The following is a 15,542-nucleotide window of genomic DNA, read 5'->3' on the forward strand; positions in this document are numbered from 1 at the left end:
TGCAGCGTTTTTACTGATTAACGCCATCCCTTGATATGAATAAACTAAATGGTTTCCTGTATGGTCTACTGTCTTCGGCATCCTTCGGCCTCATCCCTATGTTTACCATTCCTGCAATGCAGCAAGGGATGCAGTTTGAGTCCATTTTGCTATATAGATTCGCTTTTGCCACACTGGCCTTAGGAGTTATTTTGTTAATTGACGGACAGTCATTTCGTATCAACCGTCGTGATATACCTTCCCTTCTTTTACTGGCATTTTTTTATCTTATATCTGCGGTGTTCTTATTCTGGGGATATAAATTTATGGCAAGTGGGATAGCTACAACTTTGCATTTCATGTATCCTGTATTGACTACACTGATCATGATGCTATTCTTCCGGGAAAAGAAATCGATCTGGCGATTTATGGCCATAGCTCTGGCTGTGGCGGGAGTATTCTTTCTTTCTCAAGGAGATGATTCGGGAAGTATTACATTTATAGGTATTTTTATCGTTCTCCTCTCTGCTTTGGGATATGCGCTCTATTTAGTCACTGTGAGCCAGCTAAAAGTAGGTCAGATGAAGGGGCTACGGCTCACATTCTATGTCTTCCTCTTCGGAACCCTGCTCCTTTTCATAGGAATTGGTACAACAGGACATATCCAACCGATCCCCAACCTGCATACAGCCGGAAATCTGGTAATGCTTGCCATTATCCCAACCGTTATTTCTAATCTTGCACTGGTAAGAGCAGTAAAATGTATCGGTTCCACACTCACCTCAGTCTTGGGAGCAATGGAACCGGTAACAGCTGTATGTGTAGGTATCTTCATGTTCGGCGAACCCTTCACGAACAGCGTAGGTTTGGGAATAATACTCATTATTACCGCAGTAACAGTGATCATTCTCAAACGGTAGAAAGATGCATATTACTCGCTTTTACCGGATATCTAACTCTTTTATAAGGTTGCCTGCTTCTCCATACTTCTCAATAACGAAAAGTATATAACGTACATCTACGCCGATACAACGCTGCAAATCGGGTTCAAAAACAATATCACTGCTCATCGCTTCCCAGTTGCCATCAAAAGCAAGCCCGAGCAATTCTCCTTTGGCATTAAACATGGCACTACCGGAGTTACCACCTGTTATGTCATTGTTGGAGATAAAACAGACTCTCATTTCGCCCTTTTCATCGGCATAACGCCCAAAGTCTCCGGCACTGAACAATTCCAGTAAACGAGGACTGACCTCAAAATCCGGATCGTCCTGATGGTCCCGCATCTTTTCAAAAATCCCCAACGGAGTAGTATAATAGTTATAAATAGCGCCATTAAACGGAGAATAACTGCAAACCGTCCCGAAACTAAGCCGCATGGTGGAATTGGCGTCAGGATAGAAGTTACGGTCGGCATACATCCGGCGAACAGCCGCATTAAACAACCGTTCATCCTTTTCTATGCTTTGCGAAGCCTCCACGATGGCCTGGTTCATATCATAATAAGACACCAGCAGATCAATGCCCAAAGAAATGGCTGGATCATCCAGCATACTAAATGTTGTATCACGCTCCAGATAGCGTTTCAATCCCCGTGGAGTAGTTATCTCGGAGCGAGCATACAAAGTGTCGATATAGGCCCGTTCATTGCCGTTATACAGCGTATCAATCGTCTGATACATCGGTGGCAGATATTCAGGAGAAACCTTTTCACGATATTCTTTCAGAAGTGCAGTAAACACATCTTTATCGATCGAAAGGTCCAGATTGTCATATTTCTCCAATAATTTCTTCAACCGCGCAACAACCTGCTTTTCTTCGGCTTCAAAATCGAAGTTAAGAATCTCAAGAGACAGCTGTACCAGCTCGGGCCCATTGATAAAGGATTCACCGAAATAGGCCAACGCACGGTTGGTTTCCCGACGGCTCTTATAGTTCAGTTCCAGGGAAGATAACAAATGCATCAGTTTCTCCCGTTCGGCAGGAGTATTCTGAATCCATTGACGGAGGGTCGTTTCCAACTCTCGTTTCTTTTCAAGTACTTTCAGCTTGCGGATGGCTTTGTTTGTCCCGATACTGTTTTTCCAGTAATTGGAGCTTTCATCATACTTTGAAGCATATTTGATACGAATATCTGCCCGCCGATCCATCTCACGCTTCCAAATAGCCTGCTTTACACCACGCACATCTATCATCGCCTGGTTCATACCATTCATCATCTCCTCAATGCCGAAGGAAGAGAGGAAACGTTCCGTACTACCGGGATAGCCCAAAGTCATACAAAAAGACCCTTCTTTATATCCGTCAAGCGAAACAGGCGCTACATAGGTCGGATGATAGGGTACATTGTCCGGTGAGTAATCAGCCGGACGATTCTTTTTATCGGCATAAATGCGAAAAACACAGAAGTCACCGGTATGGCGGGGCCACATCCAGTTATCCGTATCCCAACCGAATTTTCCAATAGAAGAAGGAGGAGCAAACACCAGACGAACATCGTTGAAATCGCGATAAACTGAAAGCCAAAACTCATTTCCACCATAATAAGCATCAACGACTCCCACAAGAGTAGAATCTTTGAGACTCACTTCGTCTGCTATAAGACGCGAAATAGAATCAACAGCAACCATACGTTCCTGCTCGGTCATAGCGTCATGGGTTACTTTCAGCACCCGCTTGGTCACATCTTCGGTGCGAAGCAGAAAACGAACATAAAGCTCCGGATTGGGTAACTCCTCGTCCCGGTTACGGGCCACAAAACCATCTTTCAGGTAATCGTGTTCTACGGTGGAATGTTGCTGCACACTGCTGAAACCGCAATGGTGATTAGTAAAAACCAATCCGTCTTCTGAGACAACTACCCCCGAACAAAACCCACCAAAACTAACAACGGCATCCTTCAACGAAGCCTTCTTAGGATTATAGAGTTTATTGGCAGGCATCTGCAAACCCAGTTCTTTCATCGTTTGCCGCGTTTGTTTATTCAGGTTCCCCAATAGCCACATTCCCTCGTCAGCATGAACAGCCGATGAGATGAAAAGGGCAATAATTGTAAATAGTTTAAGTCTCATCTATATTGAATTTAGCAGTCAGTTTTTTATTTTACTCTGTTATCAGACGTAGTTTCTTCGCCCCTACACGGGCTTGCAGCCATTCGGTTATTTTCCTCTTCTCACTCTCACTCGGATGACGGGTAAACTTCAGTACAGCCAATGCAATCGTATCCGTTTTCAACGAATCCACCGTAGTTTCAAGTGTATGCGAGATCGAAACGGTTGTCACTGAAGGGTACAATACCTTTAGTTCCGGTATAATAGTACGACTCATTTCATCATAAGATTTATACTTCTCAAGGTTCTTTTCCAGAGAGGAAATCTTTTTTTGTTGTTCTTGCAGCCGTTGTTCACTGTTCTTATAAAAGTCTTCCATGACCATGGCACGAATGGACGAAATATCCATTGCATCGTTGTTCATACCTTGTAGCACAACCAACTTTGTTTCCTCCAGTTTATACTGTTTCATCTTACTACGCGCCAGAGCAATAGAAGCCTCAGGAACTTCAGGACCAATAAGCACCACACGAATCTCCCGGTGTTCGTAACTAATCTTCTTATCAAGCACCTGTGTATTTTCAAAATTCAATTCCGTATTGATAAAGTGATTGGCAGCCGTTTCATAAAAAGTGCTTTTGATAATGCCGAATGTCAGATAAACAGCCGGGCACATCGTAAGGACAACGATCAGGATAATATATTTGCGTACCGTCTTCTCACGTTTCTTGTCTACAAATTCCTTCCGTTGGAAATGCATCACCCGTACTCCGATAAAGGTAGCCAGGCTAATGAAAACGGAGTTGATAAAATAGAGGTAGAAAGCGCCTAAAAAATAAATCAGGTTACCCGAAGCCAACCCGTATCCTGCCGTACAGAGGGGAGGCATCAATGCCGTAGCAATAGCAACACCCGGAATCACGTTTCCCTTTTCCTTTGTAGAGAGGGCAACAACACCTGCCAATCCACCAAAGAGTGCGATGAATACGTCATAAATCGTAGGTGAAGTACGTGCCAGCAATTCCGACTGCGCCTCGGCAATGGGGGTGAAAAGGAAAAAAACAGTTGCCGTAGTAACACTGAATGCAGTGGTTATGAGGAAACTCTTTAAGGAGCGTTTCATCAATTCAAAGTCGTTCAGCCCGACGGATAACCCCACTCCCATAATAGGTCCCATCAAGGGGGAAATCAACATCGCACCGATAATTACTGCGGTAGAGTTCACATTCAGTCCTAACGAAGCCATAAAGATTGCGAAGATCAGAATCCAGAGGTTAGCTCCTTTAAATTCCACTCCTTTACGGATAGAGTCAATGGTTTCCAACTCATTGTCCTTGTCCTTTCGCAAATCGAGATACTCACGAAGAAAGCTCTTTACGGCAAAAATGTTTCGGTTGTCTGTTTTCATAATCACTTCTTCACAAAACGGTTAATAACTGGAATTTGCTTCAACGGCAAATCATGTTTGATGATATATCCTATAAATACAAACAGTAGCAACGTACGTAAAAGCAGGCGGAGCAACATATTATCCACCGGTATCCACTCTCCTGCCACATAGATCATTAATGCCAAAAGTACGTATCCACCGATACTCTTCAGGTCATATGCGATCGGGTATTTCTTTTGTCCCACGAAATAAGAGAGCAACATGGCAACAGCATATCCGGTGAAACCTGCCCAGGCACAAGCCATATAGCCATACACAGGAATCAGAAAGGCATTCATCAGAATAACAATCGTACAAGCTGTCAGCGAAAAGTAAGCTCCCCATTTCGTCTCGTCCGTCAGTTTATACCAGAACGAGAGATTAAAATACACACCCATAAACATCTCGGCAGCCATAACGATAGGCACTACTTTCAACCCTTCCCAGTAATCACGTCCGATAACATAACGCAATATATCGAGATAAAACATCACCGTGAGGAAGGCTAAAAGAGTGAAAATGATGAAGAACTTCATGGCTTGTGCATACATTTGCCGGTTATCCTTCTCTTTACTCTTACCAAACACAAATGGTTCGTAAGCAAAGCGGAATGCTTGTGTAAACATAGCCATAATCATCGCTATCTTACTGGTGGCTCCATATATACCCAACTGCACATCAGCCTCTACCGGATCGGGATAAACAAACGGAAAGATAATCTTATCAACCACCTGGTTCAGTATACCCGCAATACCTAATATAAGAATAGGAAAAGAGTAACGAAACATCCGCTTCATCAAATCACGATCCAGTGTATAACGGAAACCGCGCAGTTCGGATATCAGGCAAAGCATTACCAGCGATGTACAAATAAGATTAATCAGAAAAGCAGCGCCTACATTGGTTCCTTTCATAAACACGAAGTAGACAATGTTGAGAATAATGCTGGCAAAGATGAATAACATCTTTAAAGCTGCAAACTTAATAGGACGATTTTTATAACGCAGATAAGCAAAAGGGATAGCCTGTATAGCATCCATTGCGATCACAATGAGCATCATCCCAAGATACCAGGGATGCTCTTCATACCCCATTACTCCGGCTATCGGCTCAAGAAACAAAAGACATACGGCAAGAAACGAAAGAGAAATAGCTGCTACAGTCAATAAGGTAGTAGAGTAAACTTTCACCGGGTCTTCTCCGCCCTTATTGGCAAAACGGAAAAATCCGGTTTCCATACCGCATGTAAGTAGTACAAGCAGAAGTGCCGTAATGGCATACATATTCGTAATAATACCATATCCTCCCGTAGAAGCGGGCATAGAAATTGTATAAATAGGCACCAACAGATAATTGAGGAAACGCCCTACTATGCTGCTAACACCATAAATGGCAGTATCTTTGGCTAATGACTTTAATCCACCCATGTTAATTAGTGATTAACGAGTTAGTGATAAGTGATTAGTTTTGGCTGTGCAGATACTTGCTGTTAGCAACTTCATTATCTCTTCGGCATCAGTAAACATACTACTATATTCTTCTGTATTTAAATACGAAGTTTCATGAAGTAACTCCAGCCAATAAAGAGACTCGTTACATTCTTTCTGCGCAATAGCATATTTATGAACGAAATCAAGTTTACTTTCTGCATATTCTCCTTCGCGTTGTAAAGCACCAATAGCTGTACCCGAACGTAGCAATTGTTTTGACATTATATGTTCATTTTTAGTTTGTGACAGATACTGATAGAGCTTTACAACACGTACAGCAAAAGCCTTGGTCTTAGTTTTCAAAATCCCTTTTCTATATTCCATACGCTCAATCGCTTATCACTAATCATTTATCACTAATCACTAAAACAGTGTTTGTTGACTACTATAAAGACTCCTCCCCAAATGTTTGTAAGCCAGTTCCGTCACTTCACGCCCACGAGGGGTACGTTTCAGGAAACCTTCTTTAATCAGGAACGGTTCGTATACCTCTTCGATTGTTCCGGCATCTTCACCCAAAGCGGTGGCAATGGTAGTAAGTCCTACCGGACCACCCTTGAACTTATCGATAATGGTACAGAGGATCTTGTTGTCCACTTCATCCAATCCGTATTTGTCGATATTCAGTGCTTCAAGTGAAAAAGTAGCAATCTCCGTATCAATAGAACCGGAACCCTTCACCTGAGCAAAGTCGCGCACACGACGAAGCAGTGCATTGGCAATACGAGGGGTACCCCGGCTACGCGAAGCAATCTCTCCCGCAGCGGGTATCGAACAAGGTACATCAAGGATAGCAGCCGAACGACGGATAATATTACTCAGCACATCGTCATCATAATATTCAAGATGCAGGTTAATGCCAAAACGCGCACGCAACGGAGCTGTCAACAGCCCACTACGGGTAGTAGCTCCCACCAGCGTAAAAGGATTCAGATCTATCTGAATACTGCGTGCAGAGGGTCCTTTATCTATCATAATATCAATCCGGTAGTCTTCCATAGCAGAGTACAGGTACTCCTCTACCACAGGTGACAGACGGTGGATCTCGTCAATAAACAGGACATCGTTCGGTTCAAGACTGGTAAGTACACCCGCCAGATCACCGGGTTTATCGAGAACCGGGCCCGAAGTGACTTTAAAGCCTACTCCAAGTTCATTGGCTATAATGTTTGAGAGAGTTGTTTTTCCCAATCCGGGAGGGCCATGCAGCAATACGTGGTCTAATGCTTCACCACGAAGACGGGCGGCTTTTACAAAAATGCGGAGATTCTCCACCACCTTATCCTGCCCGCTGAAATCCTCGAAGCTAAGGGGACGGAGCGCATTCTCAAAATCCCGTTCCCGGCTTGTCAACTGATGATCGCGTATATTGAAATCTTCTTCCATAAAATCACATCCTCGTTCTTTTATATATCGTACAAAGATAATGCAAACCGAGAGTAGAATAAAATGAACGCGTTCATTTTTTATGCCAAGGTGCAGCTTATCTTCGCTTTTTTAACAAAGATAGTACAAATCAGAGAATAGTTGTATCGAGCAGACAGGATAATTGCCTCCTTTTCCGAATATACCTCTGATAAAGTAGCCGGAATACATGGATTATCTCAAACTATTTCATCTTGTTCAATTAGCGCTGCATATAGTGTTTCCGCTCTTCATCCGTCAACTTCTCTATCGAATAGCGAAGCATCGTACGGGGCATTTCACGTGCATACTTATCAAGAAACTGTAGTAATAAGTCCCGATTCCGTTTCCCCATTTCACGAAGCATCCAGCCGATAGCTTTCTGCATCAGATCGTGTTTGTGATGTAACAACAGTTCCGACAAACGGAGGATATCGACGAAATCGTTGTTTCTTATCAATGTAGCCGTAGCAACTACCGCGATACGCTGCTCCCAAAGAAGCGTACTACCGGCAAGACGATACAGATCTTCACGCGATTTGTCTCTCAGATACTCTCCTACAATATAGGGAGCTGACAAATCCACCAAGTCCCAGTTATTGATCCGTTCCGTTTGTGTCAGATAGAAATCATAGATCTCTTTTTGCTCCTTTTCACCGGACTTCTTGAAGCGCTCTACCAACATAAGCAATGCGCAGAGGCGGCACTCGTGCCAGTCACTTTGCAAGAGCTCTGCCATCACCTCAAACGGTTCTTCTTTGTGCCGCTTTGCCACCAGACGTGTATTGGGAACTACTACTCCTAAAAACTTATCACCTTCTCCGTATTGCCCCTTCCCTGTCTTAAAGAAATTGGGCAAATACTCCCTTTTCACCGGGTCAATATATGCTTCCAGCTCTTTCTGAATACTCTCAACTTTTGTCTTCATATCGTTATCTGTATAAATATAGCAAACCGAATCCCCGCCAAAAATAAACAAAATATGGATGATTAATGGAAAGTTATATCTATTTTTGCAAATAATACAGTAAGTACATTATGGTTCTAAATTACATCTGGATAGCATTCTTCATCATAGCTTTTATCGTAGCACTCGGAAAGCTTATCTTCACAGGAGACACACAAATATTTACCGAAATCATCAACTCTACGTTCAGCTCATCCAAAACGGCTTTTGAGGTTTCTCTCGGGTTAACCGGGGTTCTCTCCTTATGGTTGGGCATCATGAAGATTGGTGAAAACAGCGGTCTTATCAATGCACTGTCGCGTTGGTTGAGCCCGGTATTCTGCCGCCTGTTTCCCGATATCCCCAAGGGACACCCCGTAATGGGATCTATTTTTATGAATATGTCTGCCAATATGCTGGGACTTGATAATGCTGCTACTCCGATGGGGCTCAAGGCAATGAAAGAGTTACAGGAACTGAATCCGAAAAAAGATACGGCCAGTAACCCAATGATCATGTTTCTTGTTATCAACACTTCCGGACTGATACTGATACCTATTTCAATCATGGTATACCGTGCCCAAATGGGAGCTGCACAACCTACGGATATCTTTATCCCAATTCTGCTCAGTACATTCATTTCAACATTAGTGGGAGTTATTGTTGTTAGCATTTCCCAACGCATCAACCTGATAAACAAACCCATATTGATATTAATGGGAATATTGAGTCTTTTCTTCGGAGGTTTGATTTACCTTTTCACTGTTCTTTCACGTGAAGAAATGGGAACTTACTCTACGCTGATTGCCAATATCATACTATTCGGAGTAATCATTCTCTTTATCCTGACGGGCATGCGAAAGAAAATAAATGTTTACGATTCTTTTGTAGAAGGAGCCAAAGAAGGGTTCAGTACTGCCGTACGAATCATACCTTATCTGGTAGCTTTCCTGGTAGGTATTGCAGTCTTTCGCACTTCGGGAGCAATGGATATTCTTGTCAACGGAATCGGACAGGTTGTAGGATTTTGTGGACTGGATACCAGCTTTGTCGGTGCTTTGCCTACCGGACTGATGAAATCTCTGAGTGGCAGTGCTGCCAACGGATTGATGATTGACACCATGAAACAGTTTGGCCCCGATGCCTTTGTATCCCGCGTCAGCTGTGTAGTTCGCGGTGCATCAGACACCACATTCTATATTCTGGCTGTCTACTTTGGCAGTGTAGGCATTACAAAAACAAGAAATGCCGTTACCTGCGGTTTGATAGCCGACTTTTCGGGTATCATTGCTGCCATATTTTTCAGTTATTTATTTTTCTTTTAAAACAATACATTATCATGGCTGTAACTTATCAGACAGAGGGCGTAAAGATGCCCGATATTAAGAAACGGGAAACCACAGAATGGATCAAATCCGTAGCTGCCACTTATGGAAAGAGACTCGGTGAAATCGCCTATATTTTCTGTTCGGACGAAAAAATATTAGAAGTGAACCGGCAATATCTGCAACACGATTACTATACAGATATCATCACATTCGATTATTGCGAAGGAGATCGTCTTTCGGGTGATCTTTTTATAAGCCTCGATACTGTAAAGACCAATTCTGAACAGTTCAATACCACCTATAACGAAGAACTTCACCGTACCATTATTCACGGTATCCTTCATCTTTGCGGCATCAATGACAAAGGACCGGGAGAACGGGAAATAATGGAAGCGGCGGAAAACAAAGCACTGGCGTTACGATAGAGTTGAAAACTCTACATATATTGTCCATTATAAGGGGTAGCATTGTCCAAATGAACTATTATGGCATTTACTTAAACAAAGGATACAGACTGATTCCGGTGAAAAAACCTTTATTTGCATAACTGCTGGCGAGGGGTAAGTGCTTTTTGTATCTCACCGGCAGTTAAGCTTATTAAATACATAATCTTAAAAAAGTAAAGGAAACACCATGAAACATCTATTTTCAAGTTGGGCAATCAGCCTGTTTGCCCTGTTTATTATTGTCCCCAACAGTTTTGCCGCCAAATGGAAAGCCGAACATGTCGTTCTTATCGGTCTCGATGGATGGGGAGCTTATAGCGTAGAGAAAGCAGATATCCCAAACACCAAGAGTTTAATGGAGAACGGTAGCTATACTTTAAAAAAACGTTCTACACTCCCCTCTTCAAGTGCTATAAACTGGGCTTCCATGTTCATGGGAGCAGGTCCGGAACTGCACGGTTATACCGAATGGGGATCTAAAACTCCGGAACTTCCCTCACGCGAATTGAACCAGCACGGTATTTTCCCTACCATTTTTCAAGTACTGCGGGATGCTGCTCCGAAAGCAGAGATTGGTTGCCTGTACGAATGGAACGGCATTAAATATCTGGTAGATACACTTGCATTGAGCTATCACAAACAGGCACCGGATTATAACAAGTATCCCACTGCTCTGTGCGAAATGGCAGTTAGCTATCTGAAAGAAAAGAAGCCGACCCTCACACTGGTTGCTTTTGATAATCCCGATCATATAGGTCATGGTGCAGGTCACGACACACCGGAGTATTATGCCAAACTGAAAGAACTGGACGGATATATCGGACAAATTATTCAGGCTACCAAAGATGCAGGAATATTTGACAAAACGATCTTTATTGTTACTGCAGACCATGGTGGCATTAACAAAGGACACGGCGGAAAAACGATGAATGAAATGGAAACCCCATTCATCATCTGCGGAAAAAACATCAAAAAAGGATTAAACTTCAACGAGAGTATGATGCAATTTGACGTAGCATCAACCATCGCCTACATCTTCGGACTGAAACAACCGCAAGTATGGATCGGCCGCCCGATGAAACAGGTTTTTAACAAATAAGAAGTCACGACATAGAGTACTACAAAAGTACGTACTTTATAGATATAAACTATGCATTTTAACTGTGCGTTAAATACGTATTTAACGCACAGTTAAAATGCATAGTTTGTTTTACCGATTATAGTATCTTGAATTATATATCCAAGAAACATTTGCATAGCATCTATAATTTGGTTAGCGTCCTACAGTTAGATAACAAAAATCACATTCGGAACCACCTTTCATTTGTAATTATTTAGAAAGATAAACAGAATAAAAAAGAGAATTGACACATCAAAAATAAGCGACACAAAGTAAACCTACAACTCATTGGCAATCAAGACATTACAAAACACAATTTTCCTCTACGAGAAACGACCCGAAACTCTACGGAGATCGGGTCGTTTCTCGTAGAGCATCGGAGTGATCTTCGTAGAGTTTCAAGATGAAAGTTCACAAAATTGACAATCGGTATAAAACGAAAATAAACCGCACGACTTTATTGTAATAATTTATTCATACCACAAAATCAAGATCCATCTCAAATAATTAAATGGATTGATTCGGGACAATAGCCCTATTTTAGAAATAAAACCTCAATCCGCCCAATACATTGACGCGATTTATTCCGCTCTTTTCATCCTTCTTTAGTTCAACTCCATCCCGTTTCGGCAAGTTACTTGCAATTGAACTGGCTGATACGCCAAGTCCCACATGGCTCGACAACATATATTCTAATCCCATAGTGACATGTGCGCCAAATCCGGCAGTACTGTAATAGGGTTCATTATAAAGAAAAAGCCCCATGCCTACTCCGCACTTCAGAATCCATTTATCAAACTTTGTACGTAATGCAACCTCCGGTGCCAGATAAGACAATACCATATCTCCTCCCGGAAGCTCCGCTTTAAAACCAGAAGTCAGTACAAAAATATCCCCTTTGTCATCGTCGTCATACCTCATTGTCTCTCCACCCAAGGAAGCCGAGCAATTTGATACATCGTAACGGAAGTTTCCCTATGAGCCTCTTACTATCGATATTGTTTACAATATTATTCCTAACATCAATAAAAAGGAATAAAATCTTTACTATCTTTGCTTCCAAAGCGTAAAAACAGCTACCAGGCCGTAATATTAAATAGGTTGACAGTATAGTACTATCTATACATGCCATGATAGTCCATTTATACTATCTCTCAAATAAGATAAAGCAAGAAAAACAGATTGTAGAAATATAAAGAAACATGAACAGAACCACTAAACCAATTGCAAAATGCTTAAGCATTCTATTATTAATCACCTTATTTGCTTGTCACACGAATAAAGAATCGGCCATTGAGTTGTTTGAATACGGAAGGATTATGGAAGAAAGAATGCAACCTGATTCTGCGGTAGTTATGTATCAGAGAGCTATAAAGCAATCCATGGCCTCCAAAGATACAAAGCTAATTGGATTAATTTATAATCAACTGGGAGACTTATATCTGTCCCATTATCTATTTAATAAATCTCTTTTATCGTATCAGTCAGGGTTAAAATATAACCAATTATTCCTTGACAAAATTAATGCATCCAAATCTTTAAGAGGAATAGGGAAGAGTTATACATATCGTTCCATGCCCGATTCCGGTCTAATTTATCTATCTCAAGCCTTGCAACTATCCGAATCAATAAATGATAAGGAAGAAGTTGTTCGTATCCATAATAATATATCGAATGCTTACTTTGAACTGGAACAGTTTGATGAAGCGTTAAAACACAACATCCAAGCATTAAATATGACTAAAGATAGTACAAGCAAATATATTAATAGTTTTGCAAGAGCTGATATTATGTATCAATTACAGAAATATGATTCTGCACAATATTATTACACCATTAGTACTCAGTGCAAGAATCTTAACACCCAGGCTGGTAGTTATTATATGCTCTATGAGCTTTCAAAACTGTTAAACAATTCGGATACAGCATATTATCTCAGTCATTTTACAACACTTCGGGATTCAATTGAGGAAATTAGCCATCCGGACTTAATTCAATCAGCAGAGTATAGTTATTTCACTGACAACATTATCACGGAGCAAAAGAATAATCTAATATTTTGGATAGGCTTTGTTTTGTTTCTTTCATCTGTCGTGTTCTTAGTAACAATATCTATGCACAAAATAAAACTCAGAAATATTGAAAAAAACAGAAGAGAGGAAATAAAAAAATTAGTTAAAGAAATGAATAGGCTACACCGGAAGTTAGCCATACACATTAAAGAAAAGGAAAAGCAAACAGCGAAACTCTCACAAGTCGAAACAATGCAAAAGTTATCATTAATACAAAACAGAATTATTGATGAGATGAAAAAATATGCTACCGGATGCAACGAAAGTTTTGTGAAATCGAAATTCTGTGTCGAAATGAGAATACATTTCAAAAAATATCCTTCATTACTAACGGCTAAAGAACAAAAGAAGTTTTCAGAAGTAGTAAATACAAAATATCATGTATTCATTCAATATTTACAGGCATTTACTGATATGCCAGAAGATGATTGTCTTTTTTGTTGTTTAGCCTTGGCGCAATTTACAACTAAAGAATGCGCATTTATTCGCGGCGTCACAAATGACGCGATTCGTTCTCAAAAGACTCGGATAAAGAAAAGATTAGCAGACTCTTTTGCCTCAATAGAATTATTTGAGTTCATTTTTTCTTCAAAAATAAAAATGAATTGCTGATTTAACACAATATTTAGCTCTACATCATTGATGATCTGCAATTTACACAAAATTCACTTCGCACATCATTTAATTGTCCATACTTGAACATCGCGTTATATTTGCATCATAATAACTAAGAAACATGAGAAAAATTATTTTCATTATTACACTGGCTGTAAATGTAAGCATTCTAATGCAGGCTCAGCCAAGAGTACCGACAAGAGTAATCATCTTAACAGGTAAAGGACAACTTACTTCTCAAAACGTTGAAGTGCAAATGGATTGGAGAGGTGTTTTATTAACAAGGTTTAATCAGCCGTTAGAAAATGCTACTATTGAGATTGTGAATGCAGATGGAAAAGTTACCTATCAGCAAGACATTGATGCTAAAACTGATGATGCTATTTCTATTGAATTATCTCCCAACAAACCGGGCAAATACACCATTGAAATTATTTCTCCTCAAGGTACATTGGAAGGAGAATTTTATCTGTACAATTAATCACAAGCCCTCGCTTAATTAGTTTATACTATTGAATTTAGAAAAACCTTATAAACAAAGAAGTTGCAAAATAGAAATAATATAAACAATTTAGGGTGACGGTAAAGTGTTACTAATATGTAAATAAAACATAATAAAATCACAAATGAAATCATCAGCTATAGTCACATCTATAGAGACATTTTCAACATAAAACCACTATGTTATTCTTTACATATTACATAGTTGACACATGAGATAAAATATTGATTATGAAAAATAATACCACATTTTAAAGCGAATTATTATAGAATATAAGTTTTTTAACACTAAAATTTATTATTATGAAATGTACATTATTACTTGCTGGCTTATTGTATTTTGTAAGCAGCTGCTCACAGGATGAGAAAGTGAATACTGATCCTCCACAACCCAAGAGTGAAATTTCTGAAATGTCCGACGAAGAACTTGAAGCCTATGCGGAATCAATAGGAGCAATAACAATGGACTCATTAATGTCATGGATTAAGGCATATGAAGCAGAACATCCAATTAAAGAAGAAGTTGAACATCGGAATAGGTTGTCCGAGCTTCCTCAGACTCGGGCTCAGGAAAGTGAAATTATATATGTTTATGGATATTCTTCGAAATCTGATGAGCCCATCCCTCCCAAAAACAGAAAAACTATTATTCGAAATTCTCCTACAGGAATGGCGGATGGTGTCTATTTTTGCAATTTGTACAATGTAGCAAAGATGGTGTATCTCCCAGAAGGTGCTTTGGGAGTAGGTCTGCCTTCGCCAAACTGTGGATTAGATCCAAATGCAATAGGCGGCGGTAGCCGAGGGTTTTCATTCAGTCAAACAGGTAATAAGTTTTATATGCGAACAATTGGGTATGTGATTGAATATGACATTACAGGAATAAACTGGGGACGTTGGGATCCGCCTTTGAACAGCCTGGAATATAGATATAAGTACTTTTATTAACATACAAATATCATATGCTTAAACATTTCATCTTAACTATTAGATGTTTAATTATATGACATAGTAGGTGGGGTATAATTATCTTAATAATATAGAGCTCTAGATAATTCTTCCATGAGAGTTCAGGGTCTAGAGCACAAGATTCTATTGTTAGAAACTAATTTAGCTCACCTACTTATGTAAATTTAATTAAAAGCTTTATGCTTTGGAGTAT

At 40.3% G+C, this 15,542-nt stretch carries 14 protein-coding genes; 7 read left to right on the forward strand and 7 right to left on the reverse strand.

Annotated features, from left to right (window positions below; all coding sequences use genetic code 11):
* Positions 1-35: 35 nt before the first annotated feature.
* On the forward strand, positions 36-899 hold the full coding sequence (locus VCM39_RS21755) for a DMT family transporter (protein WP_196039273.1): 864 nt from the start codon (positions 36-38) through the stop codon (positions 897-899).
* A gap of 21 nt (positions 900-920) precedes the next feature.
* Here the strand turns inward: VCM39_RS21755 and VCM39_RS21760 are convergent, their stop codons facing one another.
* From VCM39_RS21760 to VCM39_RS21785, 6 genes are all read right to left on the reverse strand, one after another.
* Positions 921-3,050, reverse strand: a complete 2,130-nt coding sequence (locus VCM39_RS21760; protein WP_007483260.1) for a S46 family peptidase — start codon at positions 3,048-3,050, stop codon at positions 921-923.
* Positions 3,051-3,081: 31 nt separating this feature from the next.
* Positions 3,082-4,437: a TIGR00341 family protein gene (locus tag VCM39_RS21765; RefSeq protein ID WP_002558612.1), complete on the reverse strand. Its 1,356-nt coding sequence runs from the start codon at positions 4,435-4,437 to the stop codon at positions 3,082-3,084.
* Between the two features lie 2 nt (positions 4,438-4,439).
* Positions 4,440-5,885 (reverse strand): lipopolysaccharide biosynthesis protein, encoded by a 1,446-nt coding sequence (locus tag VCM39_RS21770; RefSeq protein ID WP_195571852.1) that lies wholly within the window; start codon positions 5,883-5,885, stop codon positions 4,440-4,442.
* Positions 5,886-5,897: 12 nt separating this feature from the next.
* The gene (locus tag VCM39_RS21775; protein ID WP_002558610.1) at positions 5,898-6,272 is read right to left on the reverse strand and encodes a four helix bundle protein; all 375 of its coding nucleotides are present in this window, start codon (positions 6,270-6,272) and stop codon (positions 5,898-5,900) included.
* 39 nt (positions 6,273-6,311) lie between these two features.
* Positions 6,312-7,334 (reverse strand): Holliday junction branch migration DNA helicase RuvB, encoded by a 1,023-nt coding sequence (ruvB, locus tag VCM39_RS21780; RefSeq protein ID WP_002558609.1) that lies wholly within the window; start codon positions 7,332-7,334, stop codon positions 6,312-6,314.
* A gap of 241 nt (positions 7,335-7,575) precedes the next feature.
* Entirely contained in the window at positions 7,576-8,280 is a 705-nt protein-coding gene (locus tag VCM39_RS21785; RefSeq protein WP_025866543.1) for a DNA alkylation repair protein, read from the reverse strand.
* 110 nt (positions 8,281-8,390) lie between these two features.
* Between VCM39_RS21785 and VCM39_RS21790 the strand changes: the two genes are divergently transcribed.
* The 3 genes from VCM39_RS21790 to VCM39_RS21800 all read left to right on the forward strand — a co-directional run bounded on the left by VCM39_RS21790 (position 8,391) and on the right by VCM39_RS21800 (position 11,171).
* Positions 8,391-9,623, forward strand: a complete 1,233-nt coding sequence (locus VCM39_RS21790; protein WP_234130704.1) for a nucleoside recognition domain-containing protein — start codon at positions 8,391-8,393, stop codon at positions 9,621-9,623.
* Positions 9,624-9,637: 14 nt separating this feature from the next.
* The gene (gene ybeY / locus VCM39_RS21795) at positions 9,638-10,051 is read left to right on the forward strand and encodes an rRNA maturation RNase YbeY (RefSeq protein WP_002558606.1); all 414 of its coding nucleotides are present in this window, start codon (positions 9,638-9,640) and stop codon (positions 10,049-10,051) included.
* Between the two features lie 208 nt (positions 10,052-10,259).
* Positions 10,260-11,171, forward strand: coding sequence for an alkaline phosphatase (locus VCM39_RS21800; protein WP_122201181.1), 912 nt, complete (start codon positions 10,260-10,262; stop codon positions 11,169-11,171).
* Positions 11,172-11,732: 561 nt separating this feature from the next.
* On the opposite strand, the gene VCM39_RS21805 is transcribed toward VCM39_RS21800, so the two are convergent.
* Positions 11,733-12,113 (reverse strand): hypothetical protein, encoded by a 381-nt coding sequence (locus tag VCM39_RS21805; RefSeq protein WP_223381688.1) that lies wholly within the window; start codon positions 12,111-12,113, stop codon positions 11,733-11,735.
* Positions 12,114-12,394: 281 nt separating this feature from the next.
* On the opposite strand from VCM39_RS21805, the gene VCM39_RS21810 reads away from it, so the two are divergent.
* From VCM39_RS21810 to VCM39_RS21820, 3 genes are all read left to right on the forward strand, one after another.
* The gene (locus VCM39_RS21810; RefSeq protein ID WP_025866703.1) at positions 12,395-13,876 is read left to right on the forward strand and encodes a tetratricopeptide repeat protein; all 1,482 of its coding nucleotides are present in this window, start codon (positions 12,395-12,397) and stop codon (positions 13,874-13,876) included.
* Between the two features lie 124 nt (positions 13,877-14,000).
* Positions 14,001-14,360: a DUF3244 domain-containing protein gene (locus tag VCM39_RS21815; RefSeq protein WP_025866702.1), complete on the forward strand. Its 360-nt coding sequence runs from the start codon at positions 14,001-14,003 to the stop codon at positions 14,358-14,360.
* Positions 14,361-14,683: 323 nt separating this feature from the next.
* Positions 14,684-15,328: a hypothetical protein gene (locus VCM39_RS21820; protein ID WP_025866701.1), complete on the forward strand. Its 645-nt coding sequence runs from the start codon at positions 14,684-14,686 to the stop codon at positions 15,326-15,328.
* The last annotated feature ends 214 nt before the right edge of the window (positions 15,329-15,542 follow it).

This window comes from Bacteroides mucinivorans (assembly GCF_034654355.2).
GTDB classification, from domain to species: Bacteria; Bacteroidota; Bacteroidia; order Bacteroidales; family Bacteroidaceae; genus Bacteroides; species Bacteroides nordii.

What these genes read in the sequence shown, in the direction of transcription:
- VCM39_RS21755 (WP_196039273.1), top strand. Translation starts at nt 36, where the DNA reads ATGAATAAACTAAATGGTTTCCTGTATGGTCTACTGTCTTCGGCATCC.
- VCM39_RS21760 (WP_007483260.1), bottom strand. Translation starts at nt 3,050, where the DNA reads ATGAGACTTAAACTATTTACAATTATTGCCCTTTTCATCTCATCGGCT.
- VCM39_RS21765 (WP_002558612.1), bottom strand. Translation starts at nt 4,437, where the DNA reads ATGAAAACAGACAACCGAAACATTTTTGCCGTAAAGAGCTTTCTTCGT.
- VCM39_RS21770 (WP_195571852.1), bottom strand. Translation starts at nt 5,885, where the DNA reads ATGGGTGGATTAAAGTCATTAGCCAAAGATACTGCCATTTATGGTGTT.
- VCM39_RS21775 (WP_002558610.1), bottom strand. Translation starts at nt 6,272, where the DNA reads ATGGAATATAGAAAAGGGATTTTGAAAACTAAGACCAAGGCTTTTGCT.
- ruvB (WP_002558609.1), bottom strand. Translation starts at nt 7,334, where the DNA reads ATGGAAGAAGATTTCAATATACGCGATCATCAGTTGACAAGCCGGGAA.
- VCM39_RS21785 (WP_025866543.1), bottom strand. Translation starts at nt 8,280, where the DNA reads ATGAAGACAAAAGTTGAGAGTATTCAGAAAGAGCTGGAAGCATATATT.
- VCM39_RS21790 (WP_234130704.1), top strand. Translation starts at nt 8,391, where the DNA reads ATGGTTCTAAATTACATCTGGATAGCATTCTTCATCATAGCTTTTATC.
- ybeY (WP_002558606.1), top strand. Translation starts at nt 9,638, where the DNA reads ATGGCTGTAACTTATCAGACAGAGGGCGTAAAGATGCCCGATATTAAG.
- VCM39_RS21800 (WP_122201181.1), top strand. Translation starts at nt 10,260, where the DNA reads ATGAAACATCTATTTTCAAGTTGGGCAATCAGCCTGTTTGCCCTGTTT.
- VCM39_RS21805 (WP_223381688.1), bottom strand. Translation starts at nt 12,113, where the DNA reads ATGAGGTATGACGACGATGACAAAGGGGATATTTTTGTACTGACTTCT.
- VCM39_RS21810 (WP_025866703.1), top strand. Translation starts at nt 12,395, where the DNA reads ATGAACAGAACCACTAAACCAATTGCAAAATGCTTAAGCATTCTATTA.
- VCM39_RS21815 (WP_025866702.1), top strand. Translation starts at nt 14,001, where the DNA reads ATGAGAAAAATTATTTTCATTATTACACTGGCTGTAAATGTAAGCATT.
- VCM39_RS21820 (WP_025866701.1), top strand. Translation starts at nt 14,684, where the DNA reads ATGAAATGTACATTATTACTTGCTGGCTTATTGTATTTTGTAAGCAGC.